This window comes from Streptomyces sp. SP17BM10 (genome assembly GCF_036322405.1).
Classification (GTDB): Bacteria; Actinomycetota; Actinomycetes; order Streptomycetales; family Streptomycetaceae; genus Kitasatospora.
The window spans coordinates 1-12,651 of the sequence record NZ_JAQYXB010000221.1 but is presented as its reverse complement, the minus strand read 5'-3'; the positions used below and the strand labels follow the sequence as shown (position 1 = coordinate 12,651).

The following is a 12,651-nucleotide window of genomic DNA, read 5'->3' as shown; positions in this document are numbered from 1 at the left end:
GCGCCGGGCGGCGCGCTCCAGCTGTGCCCAGTCCGCGGTGAGCCGTTCCAGCGCGGCCACCGGCGCCTCCTGGGCGTCGTCGGGTGCGGCCTCCCTCGCGCGGGCCGTGGCCAGCGCGGCGGCCTGGGCGCAGTGGGCGGCGGCGCGCTCCTGCTGCTCGGCGAACTCGACGGCCGCGCGGGCCATGCCCTGCTCGGCTGCCCGGGTTGTGCCCAGCGCGGCGAGCACCAGCTTGCTGCGGCCGGCCTTCTTGGTGGCCTCCTCCGCGACGGCGCGCGAGGCGGTCGCGGCGGCGGTGTGCTCGTCGGCCTGGGCCTGGTGGGCGGTCGCGTCGGCGAGGTGGCCGACCGCGCGCTGCAGCCGGTCGCGGCGCTCGTGCAGCTCGGCGACGTGGGCCCCAGTAGCAACGCCGGCGGCGATGCCGTCGAACCGCATCGCCGTCGCCGTCTCGGCGTTGAGGTCGTCCACCCGGTCGCGCACTGCCTTCGCCGCGTCGGCCCGGGCGGTGAGGAGCTGGTGCGCGGTGAGCCAGCCGTGCCGGCGCCGGTCGATGCGCAGCTCGGGCGCAAGGTACGGCGGCAGGACGACGTCCTCGACGGCCTGGTCCTCCTCGGCGGCGCGGGCCGCGCGCACCGTGGCGAGCAGTTGCGCGGCCGGGTCGGCGGGCGGCGCGGTGCTGGCCGGTGGCTCCCGGCGCTCGACCACCGGGCCGAGCCTGCCCCAGGCGAGTTCGCGGCCGGCCTTGCTCGCGGGGATCCAGATCTGCTCGCCGTCGCTGTCGAGCCAGGACGGCAGGGAGAGGGAGTAGCCGTTCATGCGGCCGGTGGAGGCGACGTTCGCGCGGTGGTCGACTCCGCGCGCGGTGAGTTCCGCCTCGAACGCCTCCCGGCCGAGCCCGGCGGCGGCGTCGCGGGCGGCTTGGGCGAGCTGGCGGATCTGCTCGCGCTCCGGCCGGTCGGCGCCCCGGCGCTGGGCGGCGGCCAGCTCGGCGCCGGAGCGCACCCCTGGGGTCTCCCGGAACCGGTCGGCGGCGCGCACCAGGCCGTACTCGGCCTCGATGCCGTCGAGCACCGTGCGGTTGCGCAGCCAGTCCCGGCCGTCGTCCGCCAGGCGCCCGTCCCAGCCGAGCCGGGACACCGTCAGGTGGACGTGGTCGTGCCCGTGCCGGGCAGCCACCCACGGGCAGCCGCCGAAGCCCATCCGCTGCACGTACTTGGTGGCGATCTCCCCCCACTTCAGGTCGTCCAGCTCGCCGTCCTCGTCCGGCACCGACAGCGAGACCCGCCAGATCGGGGTCTTGATGTCCGGGCGCTGGCGGGTGTGGTGGTCGATCAGCCGGGCCACCTGCTGGGGGGTGCCCGGCACGGTGCCGGCCACGAAGCGCGGCTCCAGGTGCTCGTCCCGGCGGCCCGGCCCGAAGTCGTAGCGGATCGCCCCGGCGGCCCTGCGGCCCTTGGTGATGTTGCCGATCACGCCGGATCGCCGTCCGGATCGATCCACACCGTTTCGTCACGTGACGAATCGGTGTCCGGCTCCCACTCCCCCGCCCCGCCGACCGGGCGCAGCCCGCGCAGCGCGAGCGCCGCGTCGCCCACCTCCGCGATCACCCGCTCCAGCTGCGGCAGCAGATCGCGCGGCAGCTCCCCGGTGTTCGCCAGCCGGGTGAGCTGGTTCAGGTTGTTGCCCAGCGCGGCGAGCTGGAGGAACCCGGCGTGGTTGATCTCCGGCACCCGGGCGACGTCCCCCGGGATGCCAGGGTGCCCGTTGATCTGCTCCTCGACCACCGCCCGCGCCCACGCGCCCAACTCCTTGCGCGGGGTCCGCTCGCGGGCCTCGTGCCATCGCGCCAGCTCCTCCCGCGTGAGCCGTATCGACACCGTGTGGTCGCGCTTCCCGGCCTCGGTCAGCCGTCCTCCCCGTGCTGGCACGCGGTCACCTTTCCTCGCTCGCGGGTGCCGGACACCGCCCCCAGGGCGGGGGCCGTGCGGGCCCGTCGCCCCCCGGGCGGCGGAGCCCCCATCCTGCCCCCCAGCGAAGCGGGGGCAGGCCAGGGGGATCAAGCAAAGCGCAGATCCATACCTGGCTCCCAAGTCGACGGCTGGGCTGGGCGGCCAACGCCCTGACCGGTCGGCGGCTTGGGCCTCTCCCGTCGTGGCCTTGACCGGACGTCACCAGGCCTCGCAGTCGGGCGCCCTGGCGCCCGGCTTCCGGCGCTTGCGCCGGAGGGAGCGGCCCCCTTCGTCAGCCGGCTGACGGCGGCTGGTCCTCCGGCGTCCGCAGGGTGAGCGGGCGGCGGCCGGTCACCACGGCCGACACGGGCGACACGCGCCGTGTCGGCTCGGCGAGGGCGGCTTCGGCGGCGCGCTCGACGGCGGTGCGGCGGGCACCGGGCACGACCTCCACCGGCTCCTGGTGGTCGACGCCGGGGCCGAGCGGTCGGCGGTAGGTCACGGTCCCTCCTTCGGGTGGGTGGGTCGGTGGCGGCGGGTTGACGGGGTCAGCAGAAGAGGGCGAGCTGCTTCGGGTTCGCCGCGTCGCGGATGGCCTGCTGCTGGCGCATGGCGTCGAGCAGCTGCTTGCCGGGGTCGGCACCGCCGGACAGCTCGGCCGGGGAGACCGGCGGCACGTACTCGGGCTCCTGACCGGGCCGGACGTCTCGGATGTCCCGGCCCCAGACGATCTGGAACGGGCCGTCGCCCCGGCGTTTCTCCGGCCTGGTCCGCCACCAGCGGTCCCAGTCCTCCCGGTTCCACACCTCGACCAGCGCGTGTACCGCGCCGACGCCGCCGGCCTCCATCGCCTTGCGCAGGGCCAGGGACCGGCCGCGGCGGCTGATGATGGCCCGGAACCAGGCGGTGTAGGTCACCGACAGCACCGTCGGCGACTCTTCCTCGGCCTGCTCCTCGCCCGTCTTCAGATCCTCGTCGTTGTCCGGGGTGTCGATGCCCAGCAGCTCCTTGAGGCCCCGTGACCAGCGCATGTAGCGCAGGCCGTGCACGGCGGCCTCGTACTCCCGCCACAGAGCCAGGTCGTGGCGCTGGCGCGGGGTCAGGGCGTCCCGCTGGGCCTTGGTGAGGTTCTCGACCCGGTTCAGCCAGTCCTGGGCGATCTGGTGCGGGGTGCGCTGCCCGGCCTTGCGGCCCTCCTTGTCGGCCTGGCCGGTCATCTCCTTGGTCATGTAGTCGGCGAAGGCGGCCTCCTCCCCCGGCTTGGCGACCAGGAGCTTCACCGCCCACTTCTTGTCCGGCTGCTTGCCGCCGGCGCGGGTGACGGCGCGGGTCCAACGGTCGGCCAGGATCGTCTCCAGCTCCTTCGCCTGCTTGGCCGTCAGCGGGTTCTTGAGCATGTACTGGACGTGCCAGTGCGGGTGCCAGCCGTACCGGGCGCCGTGAGTGGTCTCCCAGACCCTCACGTCGCCGACGATGCCGAACCTGGCCCGGATCCGCTTCCAGTGCTGACCTGCGTACTTCCCGAACGAGTAGGACCAGGCGTCCCGCTGGATGGCCAGCAGATCGGCGAGCGAGTCGTCCTTGAAGTGCCGCAAGGTGAACGTGGCCATGGCCACTGTGTGCACCTCGGCACCTTCCAGCGCGCTGTCGACCCAAGTCCGGTTCCCCTGCTCCAGCTCCGCGCGGCGGGTGGCGCGGATCTCCTGGCCGCAGGTCGGGCACAGGTGGACCTTCCGGCAGCGCTGGAGCTCACCCCAGCGGGCCCGCTTGCCGTCGTACTTGAGCGGGATGCCGAGCACCTTGCTGAAGGGGATGGGCAGGCGTCCGCACTGCTTGAAGCCGTCGACGCCCGAGTACGGCTGGAGCCCCTCCCGGAAGCCGTCCAGCTCGTCCCTGCGCTCGTTCTCTGCACGCGTGCGGGCCTTCTCCAGGCTGGCCACGTCCCGCCGCTGACGTGCGGTTTTGAGCCGTCCTGACCCCTCTCCGTCGCCGTCAGAGGGTCGCTGATTTTCCCCACTTCCCGAGGCGCCCGCCGTAGTGGGTGACCCGCCGTCAGCAGCGTCCGAATTTGGGCGCTTTGGGGGGATATAGGCAGGATCGAGGTCCCGGAGGAGTGACCAGACCCGCTCCGAGTCGGCGAGGAACTGGGCCGCCTGCTCGCGGGTGAGGTGGAGTCCGCCGGCCTTCTCGGCGGCGGTGACGGCGGCCAGCCCCGGCCGTCCGGCACGGCCGTTCGGCGAAAGGGCGTGCGAATGGCCACCTGCGGCCGGGCGCTCGACCGCCGGGGCGGGAGCGACCTGCGGCGCGGCGGCCGAAGTCTGGTCGATGGTTGCGCGGGTGCCAGGGGCACCCGTTACGCTGGTCAAAGCGTCGGGTTCCTAAGCTGTCTCGCCTGCGAAGCGACTGGGTAGGGACTCGGCCAGTGGGGTAGGGCGCCAACCCGAACCCACACCAGCCTTTGTACTGGGGTAGATCATGCCGTACGAAGGCGAAACGTGAGGCGCACGGCGCGAAAGTGCTCGATGTGACCTGCAGTCCGTCAGGGCCCGTCCCCCGCTTGGGGGGACGGGCCCTGCGGCGTTTCTGCTGGTCAGTCCTTGTAGGCGAAGTCGTGCAGGTGGGTGTGCGCGTTGTTGAGCGCGCTGTAGAGCTGGTTCGCAGCGCTGACAACCGCGTTGAACGTGTTGATCAGCTCCTTGCGGCGGGCGGCCAGGTCGCCGTCGTGGTCGAGGCGGAGGTGGTCGCCGGCGGCCAGGTGCTCGATGAACTTCGCGAGCTGGGTGGCGGTCTGCGGGAGTCGGCCGACACCCTCCTTGAGCCCGGCGACCGTGGTGTACACGTCGCCGGGGTACTCCAGGCCGGGGTAGTCCGGTCCCATGGTGGCGTAGACGAGTTCGTGGAGGGTCTTCTCGACCTTGATGGCGAGGTCGGCGGCGGTCTGGTCGGTCATGGTGCTCATCCTTCCGATTGGGTCCGACGGTTCGTGGCGATTCGCGGCATCAGGGGTTGGTCGTGGGGCTGCTGATGGAGCGCCACGCCTCCCAGAGCCGGGCCTCGGTGGCGACGTAGCCGCCGCTGCGGAACGCGGCGATGGCGGCCCGGCCGGACATCGGGGGGTTGGTGGAGAACTTCAGCCACCGCAGGACGGCGGCGACCTGATCGTCGGTGATGGCCTCGCCAGGGGCGGGCTCGGCAATGCCGGCGACCGTGCACACGTCGGCAAGCGTGGCCGTAGCGCCGGGTGCTGCGGGGTGCGGCGCGGGTGCTACGGCCGGGGCTCCCGCAGGGACGCTGACCTGCGCTTCGACCGCTACGGCGGGTGCTACGGCGACGAGGGTGAACATCCCGGACAGCGCGTCGTCGGCAGCGATGGTCAGCCGCTCGCGCTGCACCTCGGCCAGATCCGCGCCGAGCACGAGGTCACCCTCCCCGACCCGTGCGGCAAGGCGCCAGGCGGCCCGCTCGGAGCGGGCGCGGGTCTTCTTGTCGGGGTGACCGGCGGCGCGGGCGCGGTGGTAGGCCAGGCGCCGGGTGGCGTCGGCGGCTCGGCGCTGGGCCTCGGCGTCCACCCCGTTGCGGTGCACCACGATCGAGCGGGCGAGCAGGCCGGACAGCTCGGCGGCGGCGGTCATGGCCATGGGGGAGATGGCGTACGCGGCGGCGTCGGCCATCGTGGGGGCGATGACCACCCCGGCGACCGAGGCGGCGGCGGGCACCGCGATCAGGGCGAGGCGGAGCGCGGCCGGGTAGGGGCGCTGGATCAGGGTCAGGCCGAGCATGGCGACACCGAGGACCAGGACGACGCCCTCGCCGCCGGCGACGAGCGACAGGGCACGGCCGGAGTCGTGGAACACCGCCTTGGCGTTGCTGTAGGTGCCGTACGCCCCGGCCACGCCGACGGCGGCGCAGATCAGGAACAGGACGGCGAACAGGAGACCGGTCGGCCAGCCGATGGCGCGCGGCCCGGCATACTTCGTGGTGTGGGACACGGGTACCTCCGTGGATCACTAGGTGGTGGGGCCGGTCCCGGGGGTCATCCGGGTCCGGCCCTTCTGCATGCCGGGGGTTACAGCGCGGTCGAGTACCGCAGCACGGTCGCGGTGATCTTGACTCCGACCTCGACCGTCCGGGAGTCCGCCAGCCAGACCGTGCGCACGATCTGGTTCACGATCACCTGACCGGTGAGGCCCAGCGCCTCGGCCTCCGGCACCGTCGCCAGCCGGGGGCTGATCTCCTCCAGCACCTGGGCCTGCGGGACGCCCAGGCGCTCGGCGGCCAACTCCCGGGACGCGCCGGTCGAGACAGGCTGGGTCAGCTCGGGGACCGCCTCGATGACGTACGCCGGGTAGTACGACGAGGAGTAGTGCACGGGCACACCCCCACGGCTGACGACGCGCCGACGGACGTGCACCGGAGTGCCAGGCTCGACACCGAGGCGATGTGCCACGGTCTCGTCCGCCGGCACAGTGCCGACCTCGACGATCCGGCTGGTCTCCCCCTCTGCAAGGGCACGACCAGTGGATGCGTGGGCTGCGACCCGGGCAGCGATGTTGCCGCTGCCGTGCGGCGCGACAACCGTCCCACCACCCGTGGTCGCGGTGGTCAGCCCCTCGGCACGGAGCTTCGCGTAGGCCCTGCTGGCGGTCTGCTGCGCTACCTGGAACTCCTGCATCACCTCCCTGAGAGGCGGGAGCCGGTCGCCCGGCGACAGTCCCCCCGATTCGATCAACTTGCGGAAATGCCCGGCGATTTCGGCGTATCCGGCCACGGCAATCCCTCCTCCTCATGCGAGCACCTGTTCAGCCCGCTCTACCCAGAACGGTAGAACACGAAGGCATGCTCTACCAAGGGGGTAGTGCAAATCGGCGTTTTGGTCTACCTTCAGTGATGCAAGAAGCCCCGACCGGAAGCGACCCGGCCGGGGCTCAGGCCAACCCCTGCGTGAAGGGACCAGCCATGTCCGACGCTACCCCGAAGATCCCCCCGATCACCCCCGCTGACCTGGCCAAGGCCGGGTCCGCCGCGGCCCGCCTCCTGCGCGGCCTGCTGGGCGGTGGGTCGAAGTGAGCGACCGCACCGTGCCGATCATCGGCACCATCCGCCCGACGACCACGGCGTCCTACACGGCCGCCGAGCCGATCACCGCCCAGCAGCTCACCGACTTGATCCGCTCCGAGTGGTGCATGTCGGTGAGGGCGTCCGACGGCCCGAACAGCCCGGCCGGGTGCGTGACCTACTACGCGCTGCTGGAGATCGAGGGCGACGTCCTGGTCGTCACTGGCACGGCGGAGGGAGAGCGCTGATGTTCCGCCGCAGTGAGTCGAAGCCCAGCACCCGCACCGAGACGCCCGACCACACCGCAACCGACGGCCGTGTCTGGACCGGCACCGACTACGACGAGGCCCGCGCCAACGGCCGCGTGGTCCACGCCCCCCGCACCACCCACAGCAACAACCAGCTCGGCCAGCGCTCCTCCTGATCCCTCGTCCACCCAGGGCCCGGCTTCGGCCGGGCCCGCCCCAAGAAGGGCCCGCACATGATCGGCAACATCATCTGCCTCGTGTTCGTCCTGGTGGACGCCGCGATCGCCGGGTACTGCTCCTGGCTGTTCATCCGGGGGTACCACCGGTGACCACGCCCACGCCCCCGCCCCCGCCCCCGAACTACGCGCCGACCGCCGGCCTTTCCACCACCTGGTGGTCCCAGACCGCCGCTGCCGTCTGGACCCCGGAGAACATCGCCGCTGCGGACCGCGCCCAGGAGCGCACAGCCGAGGCGATCGAGCGGATCGGCCTGTACATCACCGAGACCCCCGACGAGCGCCGCCGGCGCCTGCGCGAGGAGGACGACGCCGTCCGCGAGGCTGCGGGGGAGACCCCCAAGCAGCGCGCCCAGCGCCACCGGGCCGAGGACCGCCAGCGCCAGCACACGGCCGAGCGCCTGGCCACCCTCCCGTGGCGCCACGCCAACTCCGAGCGCGTGAAGCGGTTCCGGCGCTGGTGCACGCTCACCGCCCTGTCCGCGTCGGTCGGGTTCTCCGTCGGCCTGGTCCAGTGGGTCGCCTCCCTGCCCCTCGCCGTCGGCATCGGCGCCTGGATCGGCGCGTGGGCACTGGACCTGCGGATGCGCGGCTGGGGCCGCACCCCGGTGTCGCAGGTGCGCGGCGCGGGACGGGTGGTCGTGCTCGTCCTGGCCCGCGTCCCCGTCTCCTCCGCCCTCGCCGCCGTCTGCGGCCTCGCTCCCCTCCTGGCCGCCACCGGCCACCTGCTCCACAACCACTGACCACCGCAAAGGAGTTCGTCACCATGTTCGGAGCCATCGGGTCCGGCGGCATGATCCTGCTGATCATCGTTGCGCTGTTCATCTACAAGAAGGGCGGCGGCAAGCTCCAGCCGGTCAAGGACCACCACGTCATCTACTGGGGCGCCGCGCTCGGCCTGCTGGCCGCCAGCGCCGGAACCGCCCTGGCCCAGATCGGCACCGTGTCGACCAGCATCAGCGACTCGCTGAACGCGCAGTCCGGCACCGTCGGCCCGGTCGGCGCCGGCGCGGTCGCGCTGATCCTGATCCTGATCGGGTTCGGCACCAAGCCCGCGATGACCAAGGACCTGATCGTCGGCGTTGCGCTGCCCGGCGCGCTGTCGACCGCCGGGGGACTGCTGGCCATCCCGGTGACCGTCCTCGCCTCCGTGCTCCACGGGTTCGGTGCCTGATGCGCGAGCTGCTTGAGGGCGTCAGCCTGGCCACGTTCGCCGCCGGGAACCGCCGGATCATCAAGGCCGTCAAGGCCCGCACCACCACCCCCGAGCCGGAGCCGTGTACGCACCCGGACCACAAGAAGAACCCCACCCATGCGGAGCACTGCCCCAGCCACCCGGCACCGCAGCAGCCGACGGCCCCGGCCGAGGACGTCGAGCACCCGTTCGTCACGTGGTCGAAGCGGGCCGGGGGCACCGTCGCCGCGCTCGTGCTGCTCTGGCCGATCGTGGGGAAGTGGGTGCCGACCGTGGTCGGCGGGAGCCTCGCCCTGTGGGTGATCGCCGCGCTGATCGCCGGTCAGCCCGACCCCAGCGCCGACCCCGCCACCGGCGGCGACGACCAGGCCGACGACGACGCCCCCGAGGACGACGACAACCAGGCCGAGGAGGAGCCCGAGGAGGAGCCCGATCAGACCCCGGCGGCGACCCTCCCGACCCCCGCCGACGCCCGCCTTGCGGTGGCCGTCCTGGGAGCCGCCGGCACCCATGTCGCCCTCACCGCCGTGACCGCCCATCTGGCCGCCGCCCACCCCCTCTGGAAGCGGTCCGGGAAGGCCACCAGCACGCTCCTCGAAGAGGCCGGTGTCAGGGTCCGCGCGGGGGTCAAGGTCGAGGGGATCAGCGTGCGCGGCATCCACCACGACGACGTGCCCCCGCTCCCCTCCCCCTCCGAGGGCACCCCTGGCCGCGTTGTTGTCGCAGGTCAGAGCAACAACAACAACGCCAACAACGCCGAAGAGTGGTCCGGTCGAGAGGGGTTCGTGATGCGCGCCGACCCGGAGAACCCCGCCCGGACGATCATCGTCAGCCACGTCCACACCGCATGATCCACTGACCCGAGAGAGGCACCCGCCATGACCGACCGCTGGCCCGACAAGGTCATCCCGGAGTTCACCATGGAAGAGCTGTGCGCCGCGATCGAGCGGCACCAGGACGACCCCAACCCCGTGACCCAGGGCCTCGTCCGGAGCTGCTGGCGTGAGTGGGAGCGCCGCCACGGACTCACCGAGGACGAGGCCTGACCCCACACCCCCAGCCCCACCGGAGCCCCCGTCAGCACACGCTGGCGGGGGCTCGGTCATGCCCATGCCCTGCCGCCGGAGGGTGCGTCAGCAGCCGTCACCGATCCGGGGGGCTCTGCCCCGCCGGACCCCCCGGCCACCTCCAGGGAGCCGGGGGCCTCGCGATCTTGTACAGGGTGCGTCGGGGCGGGCGTGGACCGTATGGCGGGACTCCCCGGCGGGCGGCACCCAAGGGCGATATCACGGCCTCTGGGGGCCCTTCACCGACCGCGCTCGCCCGTGACCGACTTGGGAGCAGGGTCAGGGCCCCCGGCGGCCGTGATTCGGCGAAGCTGCCGCCCACCGGGGAGTCCCGCCACGGCCCCCACCCGTGGGGTCAGGGACGATGGCCGGGCGAGCGCTCGCAGCCCCGCCCCCGGGGCAACCAGTCAGGCCGGGAACGACGAAGCCCGCCTCCTGCTCGGGGAGGCGGGCTTCGTGGTCGGTCAGAACAGCGGCGGCGACTCGGCGCCCTTCAGCCGCGGCGACCGCCCCGCCGGGGTCGCGGCCGGCGCCTTGCCCTTCGAGTGGAGCAGCAGCGCGGCGTCGACCTCCGCCCGGGTCTGCCGGGCCTCGTACGCCCGCTGGCGGCACGCCCGGCGGCAGTACTGCGGCTTGCGGCCGGTCGCCTTCGGCGGGCGGAACGGCCACCCGCACCACACGCACCGCTGCTGGCCTTCGAGCAGCGGCCCGTCGGCCGGCTCCTGGGCGCTCTCCTCGCTCATGAGCCCACCCTAGCGTTTCGTCACGTGACGAATCCGTACGGGGCTTCGTCGTCGTCCACGTCCAGGAGCTCGTCCAGCTCCTCCCCGTCCTCCCCGTAGAAGTCGTCCAGCTCCTCGAAGTCCTCTTCGGTCTCAGGGCCCCAGTACCTCGCCATGCCAGGAGGATCGCCGACAACCAACCCGGCCCGGCGCCGACTCGCGGATCACACCCTTGCATCACCGAGCCGACGGACCATCACCATCGAGCCGAGAACGACGACCAGGAGCACGAGCACCAGCACCCGGAATCGAAGATCGAGAACGACCACACCTCATGCACTTCGAGATGACCAAGGCGACCAACCCGAACCGCCCACTCCTATGCATCACGACCGGACGGCCCGTTCGCCATCATCATCAACCGCGTCCGGCCGCCGATCCGAGGGCCCCAACGCGCGCGCACGTCGCGCGCGCACGTGCGCGTACGAGAGAGGCCGGGACCGGTCCACCAAGGTTCGCCGGCGGCCCTCACCAACCTTGGTGAACGCCCGCTCACCAAGGTTGGTGACGGTGGGGTCTGTCGGCGCCTTCGGCGTGGCCGCCGGGCGAACGGTGCTCGCTTCCCTGGACCGGATCGCCGCTGGCGAGGGGTCCACAGGGAAGTTGTCCCCGCCCACAGACCGGTTGTCCCGACCCCTTGTCCCGCAGGTCAGACCCCTTGTCCCCGACGCCGCCGCAGGCCTTCGCAGGCAACTCCGTAGGCCACTCCGTGGACCACTCGCCAGACCACTCCGCAGGCCACTCCGTAGACCATTCCGTAGACAACCTCGGCCACCCCGGCGGGGCGGTACCGTCGGGCAGAGCGACCAGGGGAGGACGGCATGGCGTTCCGGTACGTGTGCGGGGCGTGCGAGACGTTCAGCGACCACGGTGACCGCGCCCAGGCCGAGGCCGAGCGCGCTGACCACCACCGCCGGGCCCATCACGGCCGTGCTCCCCTCGAAGAGTGGGTCACCGACATGGACGCCTTCGCCGCACGCAAGGCGAGTGCCTCCTACCGGCGCGCGGTGCTCGGGGAGCCGGTGTTCGTCCAGCTGCTCAAGTGGATGCTGGCGACGTGGCCCCGGCGGCTGGTGCTGCTCGTCCTGGTGCTCGCCGTCGGCCTCATGCTGCCGTTGCAGCCGCCGCGCTGACACCGGGCAGAGCACCCGAATCAGGGGCCATGATCACCTGGAGAGCTAAGGTATCGTCACCTTCCGCTGACGATACGGGCCGCCCTCGGGCGGCCTTTCTGGTGTCCGGGACGGCCCCACCAAGGTCCTGACGTAGGTCCTGACGTGACTCCTGATGCAGCTCCTGACGTAGCTCCTGATGCCAGCACCCCACCTTTCGGCCGGGCTGAGCGTCGCCGCAGGTCGGGGCATTGGTGGAGGCGGCCGGAAATTCTGACATCCCTCTCCTGGCCCCTCCTCCCCTGCTGTTGGTGGTGGTTGGCTGGCCGGGCGGCGTCGCGGGCTGCGGGCCTGCGGCGCTGATCTGATGGCGGCGTCCGGCGATGGCCGGCCGCGCTCGGGGGCGGTGCTTCCCGGCGCGAACGGCGGGCCGGGCCAACGCACGCCGAGCGCGCCGGGGAGTGCCGACCTGGGCCTGGGTCCAGGGCGCGGCAAGCGGCCCTGGTACCCCCGGAGACCGGCCAGGCCGGCTACTTGCCCATGCCCTTGCCGCGGTCGCGCGGGTCGTCGTAGCCGCGCGGGCGCGGGGCCGGCTGCGGCGTCGGCGGCCGGGGCGTCGTCTTCTTCGGCGCCGTGCTCCTGGTCGTGGTCGAGCGGCTGCGGGCCGCCCCGGCGCGCAGCCGCTGCTCGTGCTCGGCGCGGGCCCGGTCCTCCGCCTCGGTCACCCTGGGCGGCAGCGTGCCCCGGTGGGCGATCTCCCCCTCGACGGCGGCGAGCGCCAGGCGGGCGTCCTCGACGGCGCCGCGGGCCTGCTGCACCACGATGAGGTGGTCCACCTTCATGACCTTGGCGCGGTCGACGTCCTGGCGCCGGGCGGCGCGCTCCAGCTGTGCCCAGTCCGCGGTGAGCCGTTCCAGCGCGGCCACCGGCGCCTCCTGGGCGTCGTCGGGTGCGGCCTCCCTCGCGCGGGCCGTGGCCAGCGCGGCGGCCTGGGCGCAGTGGGCGGC

At 72.9% G+C, this 12,651-nt stretch carries 17 protein-coding genes; 7 read left to right on the top strand and 10 right to left on the bottom strand.

Annotated features, from left to right (window positions below):
- The 7 genes from PUR71_RS00945 to PUR71_RS00915 form a co-directional block, all read right to left on the bottom strand.
- Positions 1-1,473 (bottom strand): relaxase/mobilization nuclease domain-containing protein (locus PUR71_RS00945; RefSeq protein ID WP_329924352.1); only part of this gene is annotated, 1,473 nt, incomplete at its 3' end.
- A complete protein-coding gene (gene mobC, locus PUR71_RS00940; RefSeq protein ID WP_329924351.1) occupies positions 1,470-1,928 on the bottom strand; it encodes a plasmid mobilization relaxosome protein MobC in 459 nt (152 codons plus the stop codon). The genes PUR71_RS00945 and mobC, both read right to left, overlap by 4 nt.
- Before the next feature lie 313 nt (positions 1,929-2,241).
- Positions 2,242-2,451 carry a hypothetical protein gene (locus PUR71_RS00935; protein ID WP_329924350.1) on the bottom strand — a complete coding sequence of 70 codons (210 nt, stop codon included), beginning with the start codon at positions 2,449-2,451 and terminating at the stop codon, positions 2,242-2,244.
- 46 nt (positions 2,452-2,497) lie between these two features.
- The gene (locus tag PUR71_RS00930; protein ID WP_329924349.1) at positions 2,498-3,889 is read right to left on the bottom strand and encodes a hypothetical protein; all 1,392 of its coding nucleotides are present in this window, start codon (positions 3,887-3,889) and stop codon (positions 2,498-2,500) included.
- A 650-nt stretch (positions 3,890-4,539) separates the two neighbouring features.
- The gene (locus tag PUR71_RS00925) at positions 4,540-4,899 is read right to left on the bottom strand and encodes a hypothetical protein (protein WP_329924348.1); all 360 of its coding nucleotides are present in this window, start codon (positions 4,897-4,899) and stop codon (positions 4,540-4,542) included.
- A gap of 49 nt (positions 4,900-4,948) precedes the next feature.
- Complete coding sequence (locus PUR71_RS00920) at positions 4,949-5,938, bottom strand: hypothetical protein (protein ID WP_329924347.1); 990 nt, start codon at positions 5,936-5,938, stop codon at positions 4,949-4,951.
- Positions 5,939-6,015: 77 nt separating this feature from the next.
- Positions 6,016-6,717: a GntR family transcriptional regulator gene (locus PUR71_RS00915; RefSeq protein WP_329924346.1), complete on the bottom strand. Its 702-nt coding sequence runs from the start codon at positions 6,715-6,717 to the stop codon at positions 6,016-6,018.
- A 295-nt stretch (positions 6,718-7,012) separates the two neighbouring features.
- Between PUR71_RS00915 and PUR71_RS00910 the strand changes: the two genes are divergently transcribed.
- From PUR71_RS00910 to PUR71_RS00885, 6 genes are all read left to right on the top strand, one after another.
- Positions 7,013-7,252, top strand: a complete 240-nt coding sequence (locus tag PUR71_RS00910) for a hypothetical protein (RefSeq protein ID WP_329924345.1) — start codon at positions 7,013-7,015, stop codon at positions 7,250-7,252.
- Positions 7,252-7,428: a hypothetical protein gene (locus PUR71_RS00905; RefSeq protein WP_329924344.1), complete on the top strand. Its 177-nt coding sequence runs from the start codon at positions 7,252-7,254 to the stop codon at positions 7,426-7,428. Before PUR71_RS00910 ends, PUR71_RS00905 begins: the two co-directional genes overlap by 1 nt.
- A gap of 149 nt (positions 7,429-7,577) precedes the next feature.
- Positions 7,578-8,231 (top strand): hypothetical protein, encoded by a 654-nt coding sequence (locus PUR71_RS00900; protein ID WP_329924343.1) that lies wholly within the window; start codon positions 7,578-7,580, stop codon positions 8,229-8,231.
- Between the two features lie 23 nt (positions 8,232-8,254).
- Positions 8,255-8,662: a hypothetical protein gene (locus PUR71_RS00895; protein ID WP_329924342.1), complete on the top strand. Its 408-nt coding sequence runs from the start codon at positions 8,255-8,257 to the stop codon at positions 8,660-8,662.
- Positions 8,662-9,534 carry a hypothetical protein gene (locus tag PUR71_RS00890; RefSeq protein WP_329924341.1) on the top strand — a complete coding sequence of 291 codons (873 nt, stop codon included), beginning with the start codon at positions 8,662-8,664 and terminating at the stop codon, positions 9,532-9,534. The genes PUR71_RS00895 and PUR71_RS00890 overlap by 1 nt, the downstream gene beginning before the upstream one ends.
- 27 nt (positions 9,535-9,561) lie before the next feature.
- Entirely contained in the window at positions 9,562-9,729 is a 168-nt protein-coding gene (locus PUR71_RS00885; RefSeq protein WP_329924340.1) for a hypothetical protein, read from the top strand.
- A 485-nt stretch (positions 9,730-10,214) separates the two neighbouring features.
- Here PUR71_RS00885 and PUR71_RS00880 read toward each other — a convergent pair whose 3' ends face one another.
- Together PUR71_RS00880 and PUR71_RS00875 are read right to left on the bottom strand one after the other, a co-directional pair.
- Positions 10,215-10,493, bottom strand: a complete 279-nt coding sequence (locus PUR71_RS00880) for a hypothetical protein (protein ID WP_329924339.1) — start codon at positions 10,491-10,493, stop codon at positions 10,215-10,217.
- 20 nt (positions 10,494-10,513) lie between these two features.
- Entirely contained in the window at positions 10,514-10,648 is a 135-nt protein-coding gene (locus PUR71_RS00875) for a hypothetical protein (protein ID WP_329924338.1), read from the bottom strand.
- 705 nt (positions 10,649-11,353) lie between these two features.
- Between PUR71_RS00875 and PUR71_RS00870 the strand changes: the two genes are divergently transcribed.
- Positions 11,354-11,665 (top strand): hypothetical protein, encoded by a 312-nt coding sequence (locus PUR71_RS00870; protein ID WP_329924337.1) that lies wholly within the window; start codon positions 11,354-11,356, stop codon positions 11,663-11,665.
- A 509-nt stretch (positions 11,666-12,174) separates the two neighbouring features.
- On the opposite strand, the gene PUR71_RS00865 is transcribed toward PUR71_RS00870, so the two are convergent.
- On the bottom strand, positions 12,175-12,651 hold a 477-nt coding region (locus tag PUR71_RS00865), incomplete at its 5' end, for a hypothetical protein (protein WP_329924336.1).

Excerpts from the sequence above, each read along its gene's own strand:
- PUR71_RS00905 (WP_329924344.1), top strand. The coding sequence starts at position 7,252 with ATGTTCCGCCGCAGTGAGTCGAAGCCCAGCACCCGCACCGAGACGCCC.
- PUR71_RS00890 (WP_329924341.1), top strand. The coding sequence starts at position 8,662 with ATGCGCGAGCTGCTTGAGGGCGTCAGCCTGGCCACGTTCGCCGCCGGG.
- PUR71_RS00895 (WP_329924342.1), top strand. The coding sequence starts at position 8,255 with ATGTTCGGAGCCATCGGGTCCGGCGGCATGATCCTGCTGATCATCGTT.
- PUR71_RS00925 (WP_329924348.1), bottom strand. The coding sequence starts at position 4,899 with ATGACCGACCAGACCGCCGCCGACCTCGCCATCAAGGTCGAGAAGACC.
- PUR71_RS00870 (WP_329924337.1), top strand. The coding sequence starts at position 11,354 with ATGGCGTTCCGGTACGTGTGCGGGGCGTGCGAGACGTTCAGCGACCAC.
- PUR71_RS00875 (WP_329924338.1), bottom strand. The coding sequence starts at position 10,648 with ATGGCGAGGTACTGGGGCCCTGAGACCGAAGAGGACTTCGAGGAGCTG.
- PUR71_RS00880 (WP_329924339.1), bottom strand. The coding sequence starts at position 10,493 with ATGAGCGAGGAGAGCGCCCAGGAGCCGGCCGACGGGCCGCTGCTCGAA.
- PUR71_RS00885 (WP_329924340.1), top strand. The coding sequence starts at position 9,562 with ATGACCGACCGCTGGCCCGACAAGGTCATCCCGGAGTTCACCATGGAA.